The 20902-nt window shown below is 58.3% G+C and carries 17 protein-coding genes and 1 pseudogene; 6 read left to right on the forward strand and 12 right to left on the reverse strand.

Features of this window, described 5'->3' with window-relative positions:
• Nucleotides 1-115: 115 nt before the first annotated feature.
• The 3 genes from M9Q49_RS31495 to M9Q49_RS31505 all read right to left on the reverse strand — a co-directional run bounded on the left by M9Q49_RS31495 (nucleotide 116) and on the right by M9Q49_RS31505 (nucleotide 3178).
• Nucleotides 116-649, reverse strand: coding sequence for a hypothetical protein (locus M9Q49_RS31495; protein WP_254513285.1), 534 nt, complete (start codon nucleotides 647-649; stop codon nucleotides 116-118).
• 21 nt (nucleotides 650-670) lie between these two features.
• Nucleotides 671-1387: a class I SAM-dependent methyltransferase gene (locus tag M9Q49_RS31500; RefSeq protein WP_254513286.1), complete on the reverse strand. Its 717-nt coding sequence runs from the start codon at nucleotides 1385-1387 to the stop codon at nucleotides 671-673.
• Nucleotides 1388-1507: 120 nt separating this feature from the next.
• Nucleotides 1508-3178: a permease gene (locus tag M9Q49_RS31505; RefSeq protein ID WP_254513287.1), complete on the reverse strand. Its 1671-nt coding sequence runs from the start codon at nucleotides 3176-3178 to the stop codon at nucleotides 1508-1510.
• Between the two features lie 300 nt (nucleotides 3179-3478).
• Between M9Q49_RS31505 and M9Q49_RS31510 the strand changes: the two genes are divergently transcribed.
• Together M9Q49_RS31510 and M9Q49_RS31515 are read left to right on the forward strand one after the other, a co-directional pair.
• Nucleotides 3479-4165: an RNA polymerase sigma factor gene (locus tag M9Q49_RS31510; RefSeq protein ID WP_254513288.1), complete on the forward strand. Its 687-nt coding sequence runs from the start codon at nucleotides 3479-3481 to the stop codon at nucleotides 4163-4165.
• Complete coding sequence (locus M9Q49_RS31515; RefSeq protein ID WP_254513289.1) at nucleotides 4162-5271, forward strand: anti-sigma factor family protein; 1110 nt, start codon at nucleotides 4162-4164, stop codon at nucleotides 5269-5271. Before M9Q49_RS31510 ends, M9Q49_RS31515 begins: the two co-directional genes overlap by 4 nt.
• Nucleotides 5272-5296: 25 nt before the next feature.
• On the opposite strand, the gene M9Q49_RS31520 is transcribed toward M9Q49_RS31515, so the two are convergent.
• From M9Q49_RS31520 to M9Q49_RS31555, 8 genes and pseudogenes are all read right to left on the reverse strand, one after another.
• Complete coding sequence (locus M9Q49_RS31520; protein ID WP_254513290.1) at nucleotides 5297-5854, reverse strand: hypothetical protein; 558 nt, start codon at nucleotides 5852-5854, stop codon at nucleotides 5297-5299.
• On the reverse strand, nucleotides 5851-6471 hold the full coding sequence (locus M9Q49_RS31525; protein WP_254513291.1) for a Uma2 family endonuclease: 621 nt from the start codon (nucleotides 6469-6471) through the stop codon (nucleotides 5851-5853). The genes M9Q49_RS31520 and M9Q49_RS31525 overlap by 4 nt, the downstream gene beginning before the upstream one ends.
• Before the next feature lie 193 nt (nucleotides 6472-6664).
• A pseudogene (locus tag M9Q49_RS31530) lies at nucleotides 6665-8509 on the reverse strand (ABC transporter ATP-binding protein); the annotation flags it as partial.
• Between the two features lie 214 nt (nucleotides 8510-8723).
• Nucleotides 8724-9149, reverse strand: a complete 426-nt coding sequence (locus M9Q49_RS31535; RefSeq protein ID WP_254513293.1) for a hypothetical protein — start codon at nucleotides 9147-9149, stop codon at nucleotides 8724-8726.
• On the reverse strand, nucleotides 9146-9325 hold the full coding sequence (locus tag M9Q49_RS31540) for a hypothetical protein (RefSeq protein WP_254513294.1): 180 nt from the start codon (nucleotides 9323-9325) through the stop codon (nucleotides 9146-9148). The genes M9Q49_RS31535 and M9Q49_RS31540 overlap by 4 nt, the downstream gene beginning before the upstream one ends.
• A gap of 9 nt (nucleotides 9326-9334) precedes the next feature.
• Nucleotides 9335-10240: a DUF1559 domain-containing protein gene (locus M9Q49_RS31545; protein ID WP_254513296.1), complete on the reverse strand. Its 906-nt coding sequence runs from the start codon at nucleotides 10238-10240 to the stop codon at nucleotides 9335-9337.
• 347 nt (nucleotides 10241-10587) lie between these two features.
• The gene (locus tag M9Q49_RS31550) at nucleotides 10588-12435 is read right to left on the reverse strand and encodes a vWA domain-containing protein (protein ID WP_254513297.1); all 1848 of its coding nucleotides are present in this window, start codon (nucleotides 12433-12435) and stop codon (nucleotides 10588-10590) included.
• A gap of 213 nt (nucleotides 12436-12648) precedes the next feature.
• Nucleotides 12649-13443, reverse strand: a complete 795-nt coding sequence (locus tag M9Q49_RS31555; RefSeq protein WP_254513299.1) for a class I SAM-dependent methyltransferase — start codon at nucleotides 13441-13443, stop codon at nucleotides 12649-12651.
• A gap of 47 nt (nucleotides 13444-13490) precedes the next feature.
• On the opposite strand from M9Q49_RS31555, the gene M9Q49_RS31560 reads away from it, so the two are divergent.
• From M9Q49_RS31560 to M9Q49_RS31575, 4 genes are all read left to right on the forward strand, one after another.
• On the forward strand, nucleotides 13491-13937 hold the full coding sequence (locus tag M9Q49_RS31560; protein WP_254513300.1) for an NADAR family protein: 447 nt from the start codon (nucleotides 13491-13493) through the stop codon (nucleotides 13935-13937).
• Nucleotides 13938-14076: 139 nt separating this feature from the next.
• Nucleotides 14077-16230: an NPCBM/NEW2 domain-containing protein gene (locus M9Q49_RS31565; protein ID WP_254513301.1), complete on the forward strand. Its 2154-nt coding sequence runs from the start codon at nucleotides 14077-14079 to the stop codon at nucleotides 16228-16230.
• A 42-nt stretch (nucleotides 16231-16272) separates the two neighbouring features.
• Complete coding sequence (locus M9Q49_RS31570) at nucleotides 16273-17274, forward strand: transglutaminase-like domain-containing protein (protein ID WP_254513302.1); 1002 nt, start codon at nucleotides 16273-16275, stop codon at nucleotides 17272-17274.
• Between the two features lie 65 nt (nucleotides 17275-17339).
• The gene (locus M9Q49_RS31575; RefSeq protein WP_254513303.1) at nucleotides 17340-19505 is read left to right on the forward strand and encodes a hypothetical protein; all 2166 of its coding nucleotides are present in this window, start codon (nucleotides 17340-17342) and stop codon (nucleotides 19503-19505) included.
• Between the two features lie 9 nt (nucleotides 19506-19514).
• Here M9Q49_RS31575 and M9Q49_RS31580 read toward each other — a convergent pair whose 3' ends face one another.
• Entirely contained in the window at nucleotides 19515-20834 is a 1320-nt protein-coding gene (locus M9Q49_RS31580; RefSeq protein ID WP_254513305.1) for a PQQ-like beta-propeller repeat protein, read from the reverse strand.
• Nucleotides 20835-20902: the final 68 nt, after the last annotated feature.

Here is a 20902-nt window from a genome sequence, read left to right on the forward strand (position 1 = left end):
AGGCAGAAAAAGCGATCGATTTGATAGGCCGACGTTCAGTACGCTTCCACTTGTGCTACCGCACGTTGGTGAATCTTGAGTTCACGCGCCGCTCTCCGTCGGCTCACGCCTCGGGCTACTTGGCAGGCTCTACGTAACTTGGATCGCGATAGAATTCCCGTTTGCTGCCCTGATCATCGTGGAGTCTCAGGACGGTCCATTGCGGACTGGTTTGCGGGCTGTAGCGCACGACGGCAGTAAAAATGCAAAGGGGGCCGTCGCGGAGTCCGGGTTTGGTGGTGCGGTCGGCTTTCACCATTAGTTCGTAATTGCCGTTGTCGGTCCGATTGGGCTCGGTGAGCATTGTGAGATCGGCGAAACCTACTTCGCGGCATTTCGCGGCCACGACCTGCGGAATGGAGGCGACCGCAGCCTTCTCGGCATTCTCTTGGTTGAGCTTGTCCAGCGACTCGCCGAGTTCGGCGCGCCACTCGGGGCTGAGCACCGTCTGACTGAAGCCAATTAGCGCCACGCCGCTGCAGATGCACAGCGCGGGAATTCCCACAACGATCAGCATTACCCCGAGGATGATTGCTTTGAAAGCTGCCCGCCGTTTCGCGTGCTCCCAAAAGGCTTGCCAGAAGGAATTGGGATCTTGGGGTCGATTCATGCTGCTTCCGAGTTGAGCAAACTATGCCTTCACGCCCCGCCAGGTCCAATGACGATCGGTCGTCTGCTGCACGGCGTGCGGATCAAAACCGAGGGAGGAAACCAAACCGCGAATTTCATCCAACGATAATGCAGCGTGGAGGGAGTTGGCAAACATCTCGCGCGAGAATGGCGTTTCACTGCCAGCGTACGTTTGCACGAGTTCGTCGAGTTGCTCCTTCGTGTCGGGCCGCAGCAGGTCGCGGAAGAAGAGCAACCCGCCGGGCATCGTTACGCGGACGGCTTCTTTCAGCGCCGCCAGCGGTTCGGGGATGTGGTGGATCAAGCTATTGCTCATCACCACTCCGAATTGGCCGTCGATGTAATGCAGGCCTTTGGCATCGATCTGGTCGAGCTGAATGCGGTGGCGATGGCCACTGACTTCGACGTTGTAGAGGGCCAAGTCGAGCATCGACGCCGCCGCATCGGCGGCCATCACACGGCACTCGGCGACGCGATTGCAGAGTTCGATGACGATCAGCGCGGTGCCGGTGCCAAGGTCGAGAATATCGAGCGTCTGAGCTTCTTCATCGTCGGGCATCAACCGGCTGCGCGACAACGGCGGCGCGACGTCGGCAAAGAAGGCCAGCAGATCATCGACGAAAACGCGGTTTACGGTGGAGTGATCCATCGCGTTGTAGGACGAGGCCTCTTCGGGCGTGTCCATGACTTCGGGTTCGAGAACGCGTTCGAGTGGCATGGGTGGTTCGTTTAGTTCTGAGTTCTGAGTTCTGAGTTTTGAGTTTTGAGTTTTGAGACAGGAGTTTGAAGTTGAGTAGCTCCGTGTCCTGTCTCAGAACTCCCCAACTCAGAACTGTTCCTAGTGGTGTTCTTCAAGCGGTTTGAGATCATACCCGTGAAACTGCAAATGTCCGCCCCAGGCGGCGAGGAGGATCGCGACCAGGGCATAGCCAGAGGCGTATTGCGTGACGTACTTCAGCGGTTCACCGGTGAGGTTCCAGGGCCAGAACATTTCGCCGCTGGCCATCGGCGAATGCATCACGCCGAAGAGGGTCAGGAGTGCGGCGATGGCGAAGAACGCACTACTGCGGAACAGTTGCCGATCGATGGCAGCGGCCAGCGCCGAGGCCCAAATGACGCTGGTCACGATGAAGCCGTTCGAAAGAATTCGCACGGTATCGAGCGTGACTTTCAATTCGTGATTGGCGGCGATCGCATTGGTCACTTCCATGAAACCGAGCGGCCCGAAGAGTGCGCCCTGCACTTTACCGGCGAACATCGAGGCCAACAGCGCGAGCGCCGGTACGCAAGCGATGGCCACAGCAGGATAGTGTCGCTTCGGCGTGGCGAGAAAACTCTGCGACGAAATCTCGAGGCCGATGAAGACGAGAATCGGAAAGACCGTTGGCCGTGGAATGTAGAGATATAAAAAGGCGAAGTAACCAATTAGTCCCGCGCTGCCGATGAAGATGGCCGTGGCCAGCGTATAGGCCGCGCGACCGCCCATCGCTTTGTAGGCCGGATGGCCGATGTATGGTGTCGTTTGAATCACACCGCCGCAGAGAGCGGCGATGAGCGTTGCGCCCGATTCCACGCCGATGACAGTGGCCGTGTCGTATTCATCGCCGGCGGCTGCGGCGCTTTCAGTGCAATCGATGCCGCCCACGATCGTGCCGAGCGCGAAGGGAATCACGACGGGCAGATATTGCAACGTTTCCTGCAGCGCGCCCAGCCATTCAAATCGGAAGACCGTCAGCCACTCGGTGGGAAAGAGGGCCGCGCTGGCCTGTTCGGCTGTCAGCAGTTCGTGCGGCTGAACATAAAAGATCTCCGGCAAAACCCCCGAACCAGTCAGCCATTTCGTGACGTAGTGAAGAGTGCCAGCCACCAGCAAGGCGCCCAGGGCGCCGGGCATTTTGAACGGCAACGGCACTCGCGCGATGAGCGTGAGCAGAATGATGGCCAGCGCCACCAGTCCCACCATCGGCGCGGTCAAGGCATCGAGCAGCGGCAAGAAGCTGATGAGCACCAGCGCGATCGCGGCGAGCGAACCAAGCAGCCCCGCCCGCGGAATCAACCGGCGAATTTGATTGGAGATCAGCGCGCACAGAAACTTGAAAATCCCGCTGATGAACAGCGCGCAAATGCCAATGTGCCAGGTGCGCATCGCGGCGGCGTGTTCATCGAGCCCCGCGGCCTTGGCGGCGGTGAATGCGGGTCCGAGGACGAAGAAGACAATTCCGAATACGCTGGGCGTATCGAGTCCCAACGGCATGGCGGTGACCGTGCGGTTTCCCGTTTGTCGGGCGAGCCGAAATGCTAGCCAAAAGAAGAGTAGGTCACCTACTAGCACGCCGATAGCGGTGCCAGGGACCATGTAACGCAGGGCAAAATTTGTAGGAAATGCAAAGACCGCCGAAAGCGTCGCGACCGTCAAGAGCAATTGTGCGACGTTATCTAACATCAAGCCAAAAAAGGCGTTAACGTCGCCTGGGGCGGCCCACAGGTAGGGTTGTAAGGGCGATTTCATTGGTTCTGGCATAGCGAATGCTTTAAGTGCGTGCCGTGACTGTAACTCGCCCGCATGGCAGTTTAATCTGCTGTGTTCGGGAGGGCGAGGCTCCCGCCGAGCCGCGGTTTTCCCCCGCATTCGGCTCGGCAGGAGCCTCGCCCTCTCAGCAAACAAGGAAAAGGATGTCCTTTCTCCGCCGGTTTGCTAAAGTTAGTAAGGACGCTGACAGCGACAGTAATATCGCTGACAGCGTGGGTGAAAGCAGTCAAAAACTGCGGCGCACAACGAACTCTCGTCTCCTCTGGTTCGTAGATCATCATGAAAGCCACCCTGACCAACTTCGAAACTTCCACCGAATCGACCATCGCCACCATGACTGACGAGCAACTGCTCCTTGGTTATTGCGACGAATCGAACTCGGAACACGATCGCCGCGAATGGTTCGCCGAACTGGTACACCGCTACGAGCGGGACCTGTTCAACTACCTGCGGCGATACCTCGGAGATGCCGATCAAGCCGACGATGCCTTTCAGGCGACCTTCCTGCAAGTCCATCTGAAGCGCGATCAGTTCGAAGCCGGACGGGCCTTTCGACCCTGGCTGTATACCCTGGCAACTCACCAGGCCATCGACCTGCAGCGCCGCAACCGGCGGCACCGCATGCTCAGCCTCGACCGGCAAACCGCCGCCGATGGTGACAACGCCGATGGCAAGTTGCTCGACCTGCTCGCCAGCAGCGAACCGAACCCAGCCGTGCAGTTTACGGCTGAGGAACGGGGCCGCTGGCTCAGCGAAACCATCGCGGCCATGCCCGTTGGCTTTCGCGAAGCCATCGAGCTGGTGTACTTCCAAGACCTGAAGTATCGCGAAGCCGCGGAAGTATTGAATGTGCCAGTCGGCACCGTCAAAAGCCGCGTCCACGCCGCCGTGAACAAACTAACCGAAGCCTGGAACGAACTCTTTCCGGGCGAACCACTCGCAGCTGTCAAAGCCGACGAAACATGACCCGACTTTCTCACGAGCAATTGCTCGGCTATCTGCTCGGAGCACTAGACAGCAAGGAATGCATCGAAATCGAAAGGGCTCTCGCCGAGTGCCCGGTCGCGGCTGCGGAATTTGAAAAGATCCGCTCATCGCTCGATACCGTCGGCCTGCTCGATGAACCCACTCAAGAAGAACCACCTCTCTGCCTCGCGTCCCGCACTTGCGAATTTGTCGAAGATCAAATCGCCGCCTACCAAGCCGAAACCGTCGTGCTGCGGGCCGTGACTGCCGATGCGATTCAAGCCGCCGAAGAAACCGCACGACCAGCTGACGCCGCCGATAAGAACGCGGACAAAGTTCTCACCAAAGTCAAACTCTCTCCTGTCTCTCGGCTCGAAGCGCAAGGTCGCACCCTGCGTAAGCTCGACCTGGCCATTGCTTGCTCGGTGATTCTCACGGGCGCTGCTCTTTGCTTGCCGCTGCTGTTCACTTCGCAACTGCAAGCCAAGATCACCGGCTGCCAGAATCAACTCCGCCAGCTCGGCCTTGCTCTGCAAAACTACAGCGACCTGCAGCCCGATGGCTCTTTCCCCGCCGTCCTCGCTAACGGTCCGCGCAGCGTCGCCGGCGTGTATGCTCCCACGCTCCTCTCGAACAAACTGATCGAGAACCAACGCACATTCTTCTGCCCCGGCAATCCACAACTCGTCGCCAGCCTCGCTGGCAAACCGATTCCCACGCTCGAGCAACTCGACGCGGCCCCCGACGAACAACTCGAGATGTATCACCGCACCATGGGTGGCGGTTACGGTTACAGCCTGGGCTATCAACAAGACGAAACGCTCCAGCCGCCTCGCAACGGCCGCCGCACGAGCTACCCGCTGCTCGCCGATGCCCCGCACGATTCACAACCGGGCCGCGTGAGCACCAACCACGACCGAATGGGCCAAAACATGCTTTTTGAAGACGGCCAGGTCCGTTTCATCAAGATGAGCAACCCCGCCGAAGAAACGGCGCTCGACGATCCGTTCCACAACCGCCTGGGCGAAGTCGCCGCCGGCATCGACTTCAACGACGCCGTCCTCGGCCGCAGCAACGACCGGCCGATGCCGGTGGTGCTGCCCTAACTAAAAAGCTCCCTCGCCCCTGTACTCAGGGGAGAGGGTTGGGGTGAGGGGCTGAAGCGGGAGCAATCTTTCGACTTCGCGCGATGAGTCCGGCGCCCTCTAACACGCCCCAGCAAATCCAATGCATCACAGCCGCAAGTCCCAACATCAGCGGCGCAATCAGATTCCAGGATAACAGCCAGAATTGCGATCGCTCGTAAAGCGCGAGCAGCCCCGCCGTAATCGTCAGCAACACAAACAATCCGCGCAGCGTGAATTGAAAACTGCCGCAGCGCTGCCAGCGAATTCCACCAGCAACCGTTGCTCCAACTATCAGCGCTGCGAAACTGACATTGGCGATTGCCGGCAATAGGCGCCACCGGTCCCTTGTTATCTTCCTTGTGCGAGCGGCGAAATCGTGTAATTCCGAGTATTCTCGGCATGGCAATGGCCAGCCTTGTGAATAATCGGCTGCGACAAAACTGAGATTCCCCCCCAAGCCCGTCCATTCAGGTTCGCAATTCGCCATCACCACGCCGTACGCAACCCAAGCCGTCGCCAACCATGTGGCCGCAATCAGCAGGTACTTGAGCGCAGTCTTCATCCAGTAACCACCGGCAGCAACTTCTCTGCCGCGATGCTTCCCACTTGTTGATCAGCGACGATCACCGGAATCATTTCACCCGGCTGATAAATCCGCGGCTCGCCATAGCGAATGCCTTCCGGCGTCGCTGCCGGTTGCGAATAAACTTCGACTCGCCGCGCAGTGAGATTCACAATCCAGTACCAAGGAATGCCGGCCTCGGCGTAGATTTCGGCTTTGTAGCGATCGGTGACGAGGCTGCTCGCCGAAATCTCGACGACTAGCTGCGTATCATCCGGGCCCGGATGCCGCATTAAATATTCAGCGAGTTCGCCGCGGGCGATTGCTAGATCAGGTTCGGGCTCACTGTCGCGCAGCGTGATAGGCAACTGAGTCCGCGTGCAAAATCCTGCGGGCAGAACGCCGTCGATCAACTTCTGCAGAATCCCGATGAGCGCAGCATGCAGCGGATTGTGAGTCATCTTCTCAACCAGCACTCCTCTCAGCAATTCGATGCGGTTGCTTTGCGCGAGATGGCCGCCCGAAATCAAGCGATGGTAGTCAGCCACCGACAATCGCGCAGGCCGGTAAGGCACGACCAGCGGCAATGTTTCGGCAGTGGGATAAGCGATCGACATGCGTTGCTCCAAGTAGCTTAATTCTAACCAATGGCATGTCACGAAAGCGATGAAAAGGATGCGCCTTCCGGCAGGCCGGACCGTTGGTCCGACCAAGAACTACGAGTGCAGCAAATTCCGCGAGCGAACTCGCAGTAGAGGCTTGGTATCCGCTCTCTAGACGGACCAATGGTCCGTCCTACGGTCGTGCCGATCAGCCTTGCGAGAACTGCCGGACCATTCCTGCATATACACCGTTTTGTTCGGTTAGTTCCAAGTGATTGCCGCGCTCGATGATTCTGCCGTCTTCCAGAACTAAAACCTGGTCGGCTTTGCGAATGGTGCTGAGGCGGTGCGCGACGACGAAGCTCGTTCGGCCCGCGAGTAGTTTGGCGAGGGCCGTTTGAATGCGCAGTTCGGTGAGCGTGTCGACGCTGCTGGTCGCTTCGTCGAGGATGAGGATGCGCGGGTTGGCGAGGAGTGCTCGGCAGAAACAGACGAGCTGTCGCTGGCCGAGCGACAGCTGCGCGCCGCGCTCGCCGACTTGGGTTTCGAGGCCTTCGGGCAATGCGGCGAGCGTGTCGAGGCAGTCGAGTTGCACGCAGGCAAGCACCACATCTTCGTCGGTCGCGGTCGGCCGGCCGACGCGGATGTTTTCTTTCACCGTGCCGCTGAAGAGAAAGTTCTGCTGCAGCACCAGGCCCATTTGATGATGGAGCGAATCGCCGGTGACGCGCCGCGTGTCATGGCCATCGATCAGCACGAGTCCCTGCTGCGGCAGATAGAACCGCGCGATGAGATTGATGATCGAGCTCTTGCCGCTGCCGGTGCGGCCGACGAGTGCGATGGTTTCGCCGGGCTGCGCGGTGAGCGAAATCTCGTGCAGCACCGGCCGCTCGGCGTCGTAGCCAAATGTCACATTGCGCAGCTCGACATGCCCGACAACCGGCGGCAACGTTTCGGCGTCCGCCACATCGGTCCATTCCGGTTCGCGATCGAGCAAGGCAAAGACTCGCTCCGCGCCCGCCATGGCAGTGAGGGCCTGATTGTATTGATTGCCGAGGATTTGAATCGGGCTGAAGAAAATGTTCGCGAGAAAAAAGAACCGGATCAGCACATCGGACGGCATGTCCATATACAGCACGCGATAGCCGCCGATCAGCAGTAGGGCGACAATGAAAATCTGGCTGTTGAGTTCCAGCAGCGGCACGAGCAGCCCTTCGCGGCGGACGGCTTTCACCACGTTCATGCCGTGCCAATCGAGCAGCTCGCGAAACAGATCGGCGTTCACATCCTGCCGCACATAGCCCTGCGTCACCCGCACGCCATTGATCGACTCGGCCAGCGTCGCGGTCAGGCGGCTGAAGCTTTCCTGCACCACGCGATAAGCCACGCTTAACTTTTTGCGAAAGGCTCGATTCAGGATCCACAGAATCGGGCTCATCAACAGCACGACGCTGAACAACGCCCAGTCGTAATACAGCATGAACGTGCCAGCCACGATCATCTGAAAAATGCCGACCAGGCTGACGAACAGCACGTCCTGCACACCGACGCGGAGCGCTTCGCAGTCGCCCGTCACGCGGCTGATGATGCGGCCGATCTTCGTCTTGTTGTAAAAGCTCATCGGCATCTGTTGCAGATGCGTGAAGATCTCGCGGCGCAAATCGTGAATGACCGCTTCGCCCAGTTCGAGCGCAAATCGCTGCCGAAAGTGAAAGACAATCTGTGTGGTGAGCGCGAGCACGGCCAGTCCCAGGGCACCGAGCAAAATCGCCCGCACGGGCTGAGCATAGTCGTCGTGATGCGTGATCGGCCCGGAGATGACCTCGCCGATGGTCCAGGCAACCAGCGGCAACTGAATCGCTCGCAGCACGACGCAGACGAAGAGAATATTCCGCTTCAGCGCGTACGGCTGCATGTAACCGATCAGCCGGCGGATCAACCCAAGATCGAGCGGCCGCTTGTCGGGTTCCCGGTCCTCTTCTTTGCGCGGCGCGGTGATCGAAAGCTTGCGAATCGCGCGTTCAGGCGCAGGATGCGCGGCTGCGGTCATAGGCCGAGAACCTCGACGTAGACATTAAGCAGCGATTGATTGGGAGTGGCCATCACACCATTCTACCGTAGGCAAGCCACTTCGTGACTTGCGTCGTGGGCCGGTTCCGAGTGATTACTCATACGGCTAGCACGGTAATCGCAGCGCAGCAGATCACGCCAAAATTCACCACCCAGCGCGCCCCAAAATCGCACACCTTCATGGAGCGGTTCGTCAGCTATGTGCCTCGCTGCTTTTCCAATATGCGCATTCCCTTGATCGCGTTCGATTGCCACAGAAAGTCTGGGATATCTACTGCTATTTCACGCAGTGCTTCGAACTCTGACAACGCACAAGTGAGAACAACCTGAGAATCAATGTTCTCTGGGAACTTAGATTTTGTTCGCTCAAACCAGCCTAGGAACTCTTTCTTCCAAAACTCCACTTCAGCCTTTGCCAGGCAGCCACTAACATCGACGGGTGCATTCGCCAGCAATATACGGAACGGCAACAATGCTCCGAGCAGGCCGTCATCAGGCGTCTTACATTTTTCTAGTGATCGAACTCGCAATCGCACATCGTTGAGTATTTGCAGCACGGTCGCGTTATATGCACTCCATGCCAATCGGCAATAGATGTGCCCGGTAGGTACATTTGTGCTCACATCCAGAATCCGAACTGCCGGGGAAATAAGAAACCGATCCATACGGCAGTTGCCGTGATCAACACCAACAGCGATAGCAGCGAAAACTTGCCCTCGCGCCAAAAGCAGCGATACCAGACAATCAGCCCGGCCAGCGCTGCGAGCAACGGAGTGTAATCGGGTGCGAGTCCAAACATGGGCCGTTCTTACTGAGGCGTATTTCCATCATCGCGCAGCAGCGTCTGTTTGTGCACGATCGTGTCGATGCTGAATGGAATGTGTCGCACGCTGCCGTCGCAAAAGACCATCGAAAATCCGCCCGGATGGTTGCTGCCGAAGGCGTAGCTGTTGTCGCTCCCTTTGCGATCTCGGCTAGGCTTGATTTCGTTGCGGAGGGTGTCGCGGTCGCCGCCGATATAGGCGTTTTCGTTGTCGCCCTGATCGAGGGCATTCGTGTAGTTGTCGGGGTTGACGTACTTCTCGCCGAAGAGATACGTGTTCGTCAAACCGTCGCTTACCTCGCGCATCGCATACCACGTCGCGCGACCTGCCATGCCATCGGAATCGACTTTCGCCGGCGGCGTATTGGGATCGGCCGGACCACTATTGTCCAAGACTACCGTGCCGGCGTTCATCGCATAGTCGCCGCGGGCCACCTTCGGCGCGGTGCTGGCCAAGTACGGCATCCACATCGACGGCCCTGCTACATATGCCTTCGCCGGTCGTCGGCTGGGACAATTCATCACGGTGAACGACTGCTGCACGACAAACAGCGGATCGGTGTTGTCGAACAAATTCTTCTGCTCGATGAACGGCAGCAAGCTATACATCCAGCCCCCCGGTTGCCCCGGTCCAAGTCCCTTGCCAGGTACGCCAATGCATTGAAATCCCCAGCCCCCATGCGGAAAGGCCCCAACCGTGTCGACATGCAAATGCGCGCCGAGCCCGAGTTGCTTCAAATGATTGGCGCATTGCGTCCGCCGCGCTGCTTCGCGGGCGGCTTGCACGGCGGGCAACAACAGCGCGACCAAGACGCCAATGATGGCAATCACCACGAGCAGTTCAACGAGCGTGAACGCACGGCGCGAGCGAAGTGACCAGGAAAACAACATCCAGCACCTGGAGAGCGGTTGAGGAAGGCTGCAGCGAGTTCAATTCCGTCTCACAATGTACCTGCGGGTTCACGCAATGTCGCGTGATAGTTCGCCGCCGTAGTTTTTGGGTCGTTTTGCGCTCACTATAAACTACCCGAATTAGTGGCAATAAAGTGCGATAATTAGGGCGTGATATTGCTCTGTACTATCGTTGCTAAGCATTACATAGTAAAGGTTTGCGTCGAAACTCAGAGTCTTCGCAACTTGTTATATTCCAGGGGTACGAAAGGGGGGCGATGTCAGGGCGGTAGCCAGAGTCTAGCGCCCAAGTTACAGCAACTCAACTGTGATGGCGCCGAGCTTTCCTACGGGCGCGATAAAGCCTGAGCCGCCGTCACCATTTGCAAGAACTCATTCCGCTGACCTTGCTTGTCTTCTCCTGTGCAAGCCGACGCGATCTCGATCACGGCGCCGTAATTACTGTTGCCTTTGAATTTCGAATCTCGCAGTAGCATGCCGAAGGATGCCACTGCGGCAGCAAACTGAAAATCGGAAGAAGCTTTGCTAAAGCCTTGGCCATTGTCTTTGACGGGGAACGACAGCAGCGTGCTCTTGCCGCCGGCCGGCGGTTGGTAGCGGAGTTTCAAAGTGAGGAGCTCACCGCTTTTGGCTGCGGGGGTGAGCTCCAGTTTTTGGGCGGGTTCGGCACGTTCGACTTCGGCCTGATATTTCAGATCGTCGATCTCCGGCGAAGTAAATTCGCTATCGACCCCGGTCGGTACGATTTCGTAGAACGCCGTGACGCGATGTCCTGCGCCGATGTCGCCGGCGTCTTTTTTGTCATTGTTAAAGTCGCGGTGGGCGAGCTGGCGATTCTCGTAACCGATCAAGCGATAGGCCGCGACCTGCGCCGGATTGAACTCGACTTGAATCTTCACATCCTTGGCGATCGTCACCAGAGTGCCTGCCGCTTGTTGCACGAACACCTTGCGAGCTTCCAGGTCGGAGTCGATGAACTCATAGTTGCCGTTGGCTTTGGTCGACAATTGTTTGAGAAGCACATCATTCAAATTGCCGGTTCCAAATCCGAGAACGCTGAGAAAGACGCCCCCCTGCGACTCCTTCACGGCGAGATCGACGAGTTCTTGCGTGTTCGTCACGCCGACGTTGAAGTCGCCATCAGTGCACAAGATCACTCGATTGGTCCCGCCCTTCACAAAGTTCTCTTGAGCCAACTGATAGGCATTTTGAATTCCCTGGCCGCCATTGGTTCCACCCGAGGCCCGCAGCTCTTGTACGGCTGTGAGGATCTTGGCCCGCTCATTGCCCGGTGTCGCAGGCAGCACGCAGCCAGACGAGCCGGCATAGACGACGATCGAAACCTTATCCGTCTCGCTGAGTTGGCCGACGAGCATGCCGAGCGCTCGCTGTACCAGTGGCAACTTATTGGCTTGATCCATCGAACCAGAAACGTCGATCAAGAACACGAGATTGGCAGGCGGCCGTTTTCCCTCCAGCGGCCTCCCCTGCAATGCGCAGCGAACGAGGCGATGCTTCGGCTCCCAGGGGCAAGCTGCTGTTTCGAGATGCACCGCGAACGGATGCTCATCCTTCGGCCCCGCATAGCTGTAGTCGAAGTAGTTGATCAGCTCCTCAATTCGCACTGCATCGACGAGCGGCAGCTGACGACGTTCGAGCAACATGCTTCGCGCCTTGGTATAGCTGGCCGTATCGACGTCGACCGAAAACGTCGACAGCGGCGACTTTTTAACCGCATGAAATTCGTTGTCGCCGAAGTTGGCGAACTTGTCGCCGTTTGTGTAATCTCGCGCGCGAAGGTCTGCGCTGTAGGATTTCGAACCGCCGTAGCCTCTGATGGCTTCTCGCATGCCGCTGCCGCGGGCGCCTAAGCCCACGCCGATTTTTCCGCCGGCGCTTGACCACTCGGTAGTCGCCGTTTCATCATGAAGCTCCGCTGCCATCCCAGGTGCTTCCGTTAGCTCTAGCGTTTCGACGGTCAGTTCGTTCGGATCGAGGGGCGTTTCTGATGGTTCGAAGAACGTGATCTCCGGCTCGGAATTCGGGCTAAGACCAGCGACCGGAGTTGACTCTGCCGGTGGTGCTGTCGTTGCTGGCGGAGCAGGTTTCGATTGACAACCGACGATCGCGATCGCGGCGAACAAGAACGTAACCAGGCCAAATGCGCGGACCATAGGCGTCACCCTGAAACGAGTTGAGCGTTGGCGTCCATTCGGGACGCACCCATCGAGACCGCCGGCTGAACCAGCCGCGGCGCGCGGAAGCAACGTCGGCAAGAAATGAGCAAATGAAAATCTGGCTGCGGCGAGTCTGAAGCTCGCAGAAGCAATTGTGTACCCGTAGTTTCGCACCGCCCGGGCCAACTTATTCCCGGCGATTCCTACTGCTTAAGAAGGAAGCCAAAGTTTCGATGTGGTAGCAGAAGAAGTCGCTCCTCCTACACGACGGGCTTTGAGGCGAACGTAGGGAGCGACGAATTGACTGCGATGTTCCCACGAGCCAGGCGCTGCGTCGGCTTTGGCGTGCGCTGGCTCGACGAGATCTTCCAGCACGAAACCCGCCCGGCAGAGCAAGCCGAGAATTTCTTCCCAGCGGTGCAAGTATTCGAGCGTTCCTTCTTCGCGATGACGGCTGCCGACGACCGGCGGCAGCGGGCCGGTGCGATAATAGGGCTCGGTCAGTTCGTATCCTTTCGCCGCGGCGGTGGCATCGCACTGCAGGCTTTGCGGCGTTTTGTGCTGGCTGATGTAGAGCCCACCGGGTTTGGTAATGCGGGAGACCTCGCGATAAACGGGGCCAATCTGCGGTACGTAACAAGTGCTAACCGGTTGCACGACCAGGTCGAAGGTGCCGGCGGCAAAACAGGTGAGATCATCCATCGAGGCTTCGACGGTTTGCAGCTCCAGTCGCCGTTCCTTGGCGACCTCGCGATCGAGTTCGAGCATACCCGGGCTGATGTCGACGACGGTGACAGCTGCGCCTGCCGCAGCGTACAGCGGGCCATGCTTGCCGCCGCCGGCAGCGAGGCATAAAACGCGCTGGCCGTGAATGCTCGCGCCGAGCCAACCCAGGCCGTCGATCGTCTTCAGCGGATCGACAAAATCCTCGTCGCGCGCGGGCCTGGTAAATCGCTGGCGGTCGCGAACCATTTCGTCCCAAACGCGTCGGTTATGGTCGTGCATGAGGAGGAAGGGGCGAGGTGCAGGGGCGTGAGGCGAGGGAAATACAGATGACCGATGCAATCAGGTTTTATTCTACTGCCGATGAGTTCGGCGAGTTTTCTAACTTCGCGGGTTATCCAATCCAGCTCAAGGGGAAGAGCTGGCCGACGTCGGAACATTATTTTCAAGCGCAGAAATTTGCCGGCGAGCCCGACGAAGACGAAGTCCGCAAAGCCAACAGCCCGATGCTCGCCGCCCGCATGGGCCGTGACCGCAAACGGCCTCTGCGGCGGGACTGGGAATCGGTGAAGGTGGCAGTCATGCGCGAAGCAGTCCTCGCCAAGTTTACGCAGCATGCGGACCTGCGCGAGTTGCTGCTCAGCACCGGCGACGCCAAGATCATCGAGCACACCACCAACGACGACTACTGGGGCGACGGCGGTGGCAGCGGTAAGAACAAACTGGGCCAGATTCTGATGGAGGTACGCGAGCAGTTGCGGAAGGAGCCAGCCTAAGACATCAGGGACGTTTGCCAGTGCTGCCGGATGCCGATATTCTGTAGAGCGATTTTCCTCGTAATTTGTTGGTCATCACTATTGCGGTGATGACCGCGAAGCCTCGCTGATTTCGCCGCCAGATTTAGGCAGAATTCTCATGACGCGCTTACTCTTCCTGAGCGTATGCTTGGCCTGCGCGCAGCTCGCTGTTGCGCAAGACGCGGACAAATTGAATGCCGAAGTAGCCGCCGCTCGAAGTAGTTTGCCCGAGCATCCCAAATTTAAGAAGTATTACGACTTTCTCGCGACGAATCCGGAATCGCTGCCGGTGAATGGGCCCAAGCTGGCGGCCGTGCTCGCGGCCGAAGCGAAGTCGAGTGCGGCCATCCGAGAGCATGCCCCCTCACTCCTCGCGACCTGGCAGGAAGTGGTTCGTCTGGCCACTGCAGGCAATGATTATAAGACCGCGCTGCCGGCGATCGATGAGTTGCAAAATCATCCGAGCGCTTTGCTCACTCCCGCGGCGGCGCGGCTCGCGAAAGGGAAGCTGCTGACTGCGGTTGCCGAAGCGAACGGCGCCAAATTGACGGCTGCCGAGCGGGATGCATTATTCGCACTTGTTCGTGCGCTGCAGAAGGACGCACTGACCGCCAACGACTTGGAGGGTCTTCCCCTGCTGCTTGAATCCGATGCCAAGCTTTGCCGTTCCGTGGCCGAGAGCACCAGTTCTATTCAGTTTTTGTTACCTCTGGCGGAGCAAGCGATCGACGGCGATCGCGCTGCCGCCGGAAAACTCGTGCTGAATCATCTCGATGCCTTGGTCGTGAAAACTCCCACAGTGAAAAGTCGAAAGGATCTTGTCGAGGCAATTGCCACGGCTCGCGAGCGATTGACGCTGGCGGAAGGAGCATTGCAAGCGCAGCAGACGCTGGCGAAGCAACCGCTCGATCCGGCTGCCAATCAGGCCTATGGCATGTATTTGCTCAGCCGTGGCAACTGGCGCGAGAGCCTGACTTATGTCGCGCTGGGCAGTGACGCTGAATGGAAAAAGCTGGCGGCTGAGAGCCTCGAAGCAAAAACCGCTGCCGAGCGAGTCGGGCTCGCCGACCGCTGGTCCGCATTAGGAAAGGAGAAAAACGCCCCAAGCAAGGAACTCGCCCGACATCTCTATCGAGAAGCGCTGGCTGACACTTCGCTCGTCGGCATCGCGCGGGCGGCAGCCGAAGAAAAAGCCAAGGCGCTGGGTGAAACGAAAGTTACAGCGCCGCCTCTCGGTAGCGACGTGACGGCGAGGAAGCCTTTGCCCCTCAACCAATGGACGGAACTTCTGCCGTCAGTCGATCTCGATCAGGAACTGGTCCGAGGTTTTTTCGCCAAGGGGCCGCGCAACTCGATCTCGATGGACTCATCGCCCTGGTCGCGCATTCGGTTTCCGGTGCTCCTTACCGATTGCAGCTACGATCTGGCCGTGGAATTGACCACCGGTGCAGAAGGCCGCGACCTGAATTTGCTGTTTCCCGTGGGCAAAAAGAATGTCACGCTGATCGTCGACGGCTTTGCGAAGTCGGATGTCTGTTTCTTCGCAGGTCTGCAACAACGCGGGACGGTGACCAAGAAGCTGCTCAAGCCCAAGCAAGCCTATCGTTACGAAGTCAGTGTTCGTCTCAAGGATGATCGAGTCGCGGTGAAGTTTTTGCTCAATGGGGCAACCATTTTGGATCACGAAGGTCCCCTTTCCGCCGTTGGGGATTTTAAGGACTACTACCTCGGAACAGATGCGCAGCCTGGCTTTGCAGGTTCGGACTCGAGCGCCACGATTACCTCTTGCCAGCTTCGGCCCGTTAGCGGCACTGCGGAACTCGGTCGCGACGCGCCGATCCTCAAGCCCATACCGGCGAGTGTCATGCGGCTCAAGGCGACATCGCTGACGACTTTGAAATCGCTATCCGGCAGTTCAATCCGCCCCCTGCTAGTAAACCAGCTGGGTGGAGCCAACATGGAAAAGTGGCCGCTGGTGGGTGGCGCTCAGTGTCGCGAGTTTCTCTACGCTCATGCTCCCTCCGAGATAACCTTTGCCATTCCTCCCAAAACCAAATATTTCACCGCTGTCGCTTATTGCGTGTACAGCAACCATGTGAAGTTCATCGTCAAGGTGGACGGCCGAGAAATGTTTTCCAGCAGAGAAAGGCCGATCTCGCCCGTGCTGGTGGAAATTTCAGAAGGGGCCAAAGAGTTAAAATTGATTTGCGATTCGCTCGGGGATCCTGACACCGACCACAGCATTTGGTGCTACCCAGCGTTTCGTCAGTAGCGTCCGTAACCGTTGAGGCCGATCTTTCGTTGCGAGGAACCGATGGCGCAAAACTTCCGTCGTTACTCGGCGCATCCATTGCGAATCTTCTTTTTCATGCCGTTGCTGATGGCGGTAGCTTTTGCTCTGGCACAACCGCCGGCCGAACCACTTTCTCCGACCGCGATTGCCGAAATCAAACAGCTGATCCGCGAGCTTGACCATGAATCGTTCGCACTGCGCGAGCGCGCATCGCTACGACTAAAGCAGATGGATGAACGGTCCGCGCCGTTCCTCGAAGAAGCCAGCAAGAGCAACAGCCCCGAAGTGCGAATGCGGGCGACAGCCATTCTCGGCGTCATCTTGATCGATCCGGTTGAAAAGTTTTGCGCGCTTCCCGATGACAAACTCGATGATGAGCTGGGCATGGTCTACATCGCGCAGATTCTCAATCCGAAGGTGCGGAAAGAAGACATCGCGCGGCAGCTCGACGAAATCGCAGCCAAGGTTCGGGATCATCTGACGGAAAAACTGGGCAAGGATTTTAAAGCCGCCGATGTCGATCCGCAGGTCGGCGTGGCTGCTTTGCGCAAGGTGATCTTTGAAGATCTGAAATTCGGTGGCAACAAAGAGGACTACAGCAATCCGGACAACTGCTCACTCGAGCGTGTGCTGGTCACTCGCAAAGGGCTGCCAATCACGTTGTCGCGGCTGGTAGTGCTCGTTGCGCGGCGTGTCGAGATTCCGATTGTCGGCGTGCCGGCCACGGGCCGATATCTCGTAAAATACGATGGCGGTCAGGCGCCGAAAGGTTTTCCTGGTGATGATATTTATTTCCTTCCATTCGAAGAGGGCAGGCTGGTTACACGCGAAGATCGCCCGATGATTTTTCCCGGTCACGCTCTCGATGCAATCGAACCAACTGATACCAATCGCGAGATGCTGTTGCGGGCCCTCCGCAACTTGAGTTCCAGTCTCGATCACGACCCAACCAGATCCGCTCAGCTGACCCGCACTGTCCATATGTTGGAATGGCTTCGCGGCAGCAATCCCGGGCTCCGCTGACGAGGTATAATCGAACTAGTGCAACGCCTTCGCACCTTGTTCCACCTCTCTGGCTCTCTCGCTGCATGTCTCGCTGGCAACCTACTCCGCTGATTCTCGTCGCCTCCGGCGCGGTTGCCATTGTCGCGGCGACCATTGCCGGGCGAAATGTGCTCGGCTGGTGGCAGCTGGCCATTTATTTGGGAGTGGTTGCCGTCGTCGCTTCGGCGGCCTGGTTCCGGCGACGGCTGACGGCTGAGGAACTCGAGATCGAACGCCTGCGGCAGAATCTGGCCGGCGAAGAAGCTCGCGTCGCCCGTTTGAAAGCCGATTTTGAAGAACAGCAACAGCAGCTGCAAAAGCAGTTCGAATCGCAGGCCGGTCAACTTGATACTCGCGAAGAAGCGCTCGCCCGTCGGTTGCAAACGTTTCACGAATGGATGGAGTTTCCCGAGCCGCTCACGCTTAATGCAGCGCCGGTGCCGGCGGGAAATGTTTCGGAGCTGGTGCGCAAAGATCGGCAGTTGATGGAACTGCTGAAAGCCGAAACGCAGATTCTGTACGACAACATTACCAGTAACAAATATGTTGTCGAAGGAAAGCTCATTCCGCTGCTGATTCGCGACGATGCGCAGCAACTGGTGCTGAAAGTTGCTCGTCTGTATCAGCCGTCGGCCGAGAATCCGCTGCTGGAAGTGAGCCTCGATCAGATCATGCGGGCGGCCAGCCGAGGCTCGCTGAACCTGCTGATCGTGCTCGACGAGTTACCGCTGGCGGTGAAGGATTACAACCTTGCGAATCTGTACCAATACGTTCGCCGCGCGGTCGAAGCTTACCGTCTCTATCGCAAAACGGAGCCTTATTGGCCGTACGCCAACGCGGCTTACTATCTCAGCCGATTTGCGTTGGGAGCCAATCCGCTGACGCTCGGCGCTTGGTGGATTCTCGGTTCCTTCGGCAAGCAAGGCGCCACGGCCATCGCGCAGCAGGTGGTCAATCGACAGGCCCTCGCGCTTCTCTCCAGCGTGATCCGCGTCATTGGTTGTGAAGTCGCTTCGATCTACGGTGGCGACTTTCGCCATCGCGATGCCAACTGGATTTACGGCGCTGAATTGACCGAGCTCGTCTCGGCTTTTCCACTGTCGCGCGAAGGACTTTCTGCCGCCCTCAAAGAGATCGGCGCGCTGCAGTTTCGTAGCGAGTACGACCGCGTGTTCCTGTATCGTTGCTTGGCCGCGCATCGCAGCGCCCAGCCGGCGAAGTACAACGCGATGGATTGCCTGTTGAGCGACGAACGGCATGCAATCGCCACGCGACTCGAGAAATTTCTCGATCTGTATCTGCACGGCCGCAGCGCCGATCGGATTGCGGCCTGGAAGCAAGGCGTGGAAGCACGCCTGCAAGTGAAACTAGCCGTTGGCATCAAGCCGGCGCTCGCCAGTGTGCGTGAACAGCTGGCCGACGCGGTTCGCTCGCTCGCCAGTTACCTGGTGGGAGAAAAGGAACTCGAGGGGAACGATCTGCCGCCACTGCTGAGCACCAGTCGCACGATCATGCAGCTCCCCGCTGAACTGCGTCAGCCGTTGGTCGACAGCCTGCGCGATAATCCGCCGTATTTTTTCGAGCACCCCGATCTCGATCCCGACAGCGACCTGGTCACTATTTATCTCGACGATTTAGCAGCCCTTGAAGCGCGCATTCCGCCACATGATCCGAACCGTGATGAAGCCCTCTTTGCGGTGACGGCCTATCTGCGGAAAGATGCGAAGGTGATTGAAGGGCTCCTTAACAAACATCGCGGGGCTTACTTCGCCGATCGCTTGCATCCGGAATCGCAAACGCGGCGAGCGCCGCCAGATGTCACCCGGGCCGTGCTCGATCTGCTGACCGGCGATACCTCGCGGTTCTTTCTCTATCATCCCGTGCAACTCGAATGGCCCGAAGGAAAATCGCCGCTGACGATCAAGCAGGACGATCTCTGGTTGCTCGGCACAGCGGAACGGCTGCTCGTTTTCACGGCGGGGATCGAGCCGCAAGTGCTGTGGCGCGGCGATCCACAGGTACAAGCGACGGCCATTCAAAAGAATCTGTGGACGGCCTGCCAGTTGACCGGCGGCGAATGGCTGATGCCCGATGTGCCGCAGCCCCTTAGCATCCGTTTGCCGTTGCCGCTGATGTCGACTTACAACAACTACTTGAAGCCGCTCACCGGCATGCTGCGTCGCGGACCTGCCGAATCGCCGGCCACGTAACGCGCTGTTTCACTCGGCAATGCAGTACAGCCACTTCTTGCCGCGCAAGTAGAGTTCTTTACCGACAACCGCCGGCGAGGCATCGAATTCTTCATCGAGTTGATTCGAAGCGAGAATCTCTAACTCATCGGCATGCTTGATGACCGTCGTCACACCGCGACGCGATGTGAAATAGACTCGGCCCGCAGCGCCAATCGGTGAGCCATAAATCGTGCTGATCCCTTGCAGCCGAGTGCGCTCGATCAGAATCTTGCCGTTCGTCGCATCGACGCAGGAAAGAATCCCTTCGTTCGATTGCGTGAAGTAGAGGCGGTTGTCGTACAGCAACGGCGACGGAATGTAGGGCGTACCGCGGTCGAGCTTCCAGGCGATCTTGTCGGTGTCGGTCAGATCCCCCTTTTGATCGAACGGCAACGCGTACAGCGCGTAGCCGCGATAACCACTCATGCAATACACGAGTTTGTCATTCGCAACCGGCGACGGCGTGACGTTGGTCGCCTGGCCAGCGCACTGCCAGAGGATCTCGCCGGTGAACAGATCGTAGCTCCGCACCAGGTTTGTCGCGTTCGTGATCACTTGCGTCTTACCGGCGCGCTCGACGATCAACGGCGTGGCCCAAGCCGTTTTTTCTTCGCGATCCTTGCGCCACAGCAGTTCGCCCGTCTCGGCATTTTGTGCAGTGATGAACGATGGGCCGTCCTGATCCCAGGTCGTGACCAGAACATTGCCGTGCAGCGCCGAGGAACTCCCTTCGCCGAAGCTGTTGCGGGTCGTCAGCTTGCCGAACTCTTTCGACCAGAGTTCCTTGCCATCGAGATCGAAGGCATACACGCCGTTCGAACCGAAGTTGACAAACAGCCGTTTGCCGTCGGTCACCGGCGAGGACGATGCGTAGTCGTTATCAGGATGCACGCCTTCATGCGGCACTCGCTCGGTGGCCATCTTTTGCCACAGCGTCTTGCCGGTCGCGCGATCGAGACAGATGACAGTGAACTGAAAGTAGTTCTTCGGGAACTTGATTTTGAACGGCCCGACCGGCTCATCGATCGTCGCCGGCAGGTCGGTCGCCACCTTATCGGTCTTGATCGCCGTCAGCAGGAAAATGCGATCGCCCCAAATGATGGGCGTCGAACTTCCTTCGCCCGGAATGGCCACTTTCCATTTGATGTTTTCGGTCTCGCTCCACTTCGTCGGCGGATCTCCCTGCGGCGCGACGCCGTTGTGCTGAGGTCCGCGCCAGGCGGGCCATTGAGCCGCGAGATTGAGTTGCTGAGCGGACGAGATCGCCGGGAGGAGAGCAACGGCAATGAAGGCAAAATAACGAAGCATGAGGAGTCTCCAAGGATCGAAGGACGGCTTGATTCTACCGACTAAGAGCAATTTCCACCTTGATCGTT

Source organism: Anatilimnocola floriformis (assembly GCF_024256385.1).
Lineage (GTDB): Bacteria > Planctomycetota > Planctomycetia > Pirellulales > Pirellulaceae > Anatilimnocola > Anatilimnocola floriformis.

Bases quoted from the DNA above. Each gene is read 5' to 3' on its own strand.
- M9Q49_RS31550 (WP_254513297.1), bottom strand. From the start codon at position 12,435: ATGGTCCGCGCATTTGGCCTGGTTACGTTCTTGTTCGCCGCGATCGCG.
- M9Q49_RS31580 (WP_254513305.1), bottom strand. From the start codon at position 20,834: ATGCTTCGTTATTTTGCCTTCATTGCCGTTGCTCTCCTCCCGGCGATC.
- M9Q49_RS31505 (WP_254513287.1), bottom strand. From the start codon at position 3,178: ATGAAATCGCCCTTACAACCCTACCTGTGGGCCGCCCCAGGCGACGTT.
- M9Q49_RS31500 (WP_254513286.1), bottom strand. From the start codon at position 1,387: ATGCCACTCGAACGCGTTCTCGAACCCGAAGTCATGGACACGCCCGAA.
- M9Q49_RS31510 (WP_254513288.1), top strand. From the start codon at position 3,479: ATGAAAGCCACCCTGACCAACTTCGAAACTTCCACCGAATCGACCATC.
- M9Q49_RS31545 (WP_254513296.1), bottom strand. From the start codon at position 10,240: ATGTTGTTTTCCTGGTCACTTCGCTCGCGCCGTGCGTTCACGCTCGTT.
- M9Q49_RS31555 (WP_254513299.1), bottom strand. From the start codon at position 13,443: ATGCACGACCATAACCGACGCGTTTGGGACGAAATGGTTCGCGACCGC.
- M9Q49_RS31515 (WP_254513289.1), top strand. From the start codon at position 4,162: ATGACCCGACTTTCTCACGAGCAATTGCTCGGCTATCTGCTCGGAGCA.
- M9Q49_RS31495 (WP_254513285.1), bottom strand. From the start codon at position 649: ATGAATCGACCCCAAGATCCCAATTCCTTCTGGCAAGCCTTTTGGGAG.
- M9Q49_RS31575 (WP_254513303.1), top strand. From the start codon at position 17,340: ATGTCTCGCTGGCAACCTACTCCGCTGATTCTCGTCGCCTCCGGCGCG.
- M9Q49_RS31565 (WP_254513301.1), top strand. From the start codon at position 14,077: ATGACGCGCTTACTCTTCCTGAGCGTATGCTTGGCCTGCGCGCAGCTC.
- M9Q49_RS31520 (WP_254513290.1), bottom strand. From the start codon at position 5,854: ATGAAGACTGCGCTCAAGTACCTGCTGATTGCGGCCACATGGTTGGCG.
- M9Q49_RS31570 (WP_254513302.1), top strand. From the start codon at position 16,273: ATGGCGCAAAACTTCCGTCGTTACTCGGCGCATCCATTGCGAATCTTC.
- M9Q49_RS31560 (WP_254513300.1), top strand. From the start codon at position 13,491: ATGACCGATGCAATCAGGTTTTATTCTACTGCCGATGAGTTCGGCGAG.
- M9Q49_RS31540 (WP_254513294.1), bottom strand. From the start codon at position 9,325: ATGTTTGGACTCGCACCCGATTACACTCCGTTGCTCGCAGCGCTGGCC.
- M9Q49_RS31525 (WP_254513291.1), bottom strand. From the start codon at position 6,471: ATGTCGATCGCTTATCCCACTGCCGAAACATTGCCGCTGGTCGTGCCT.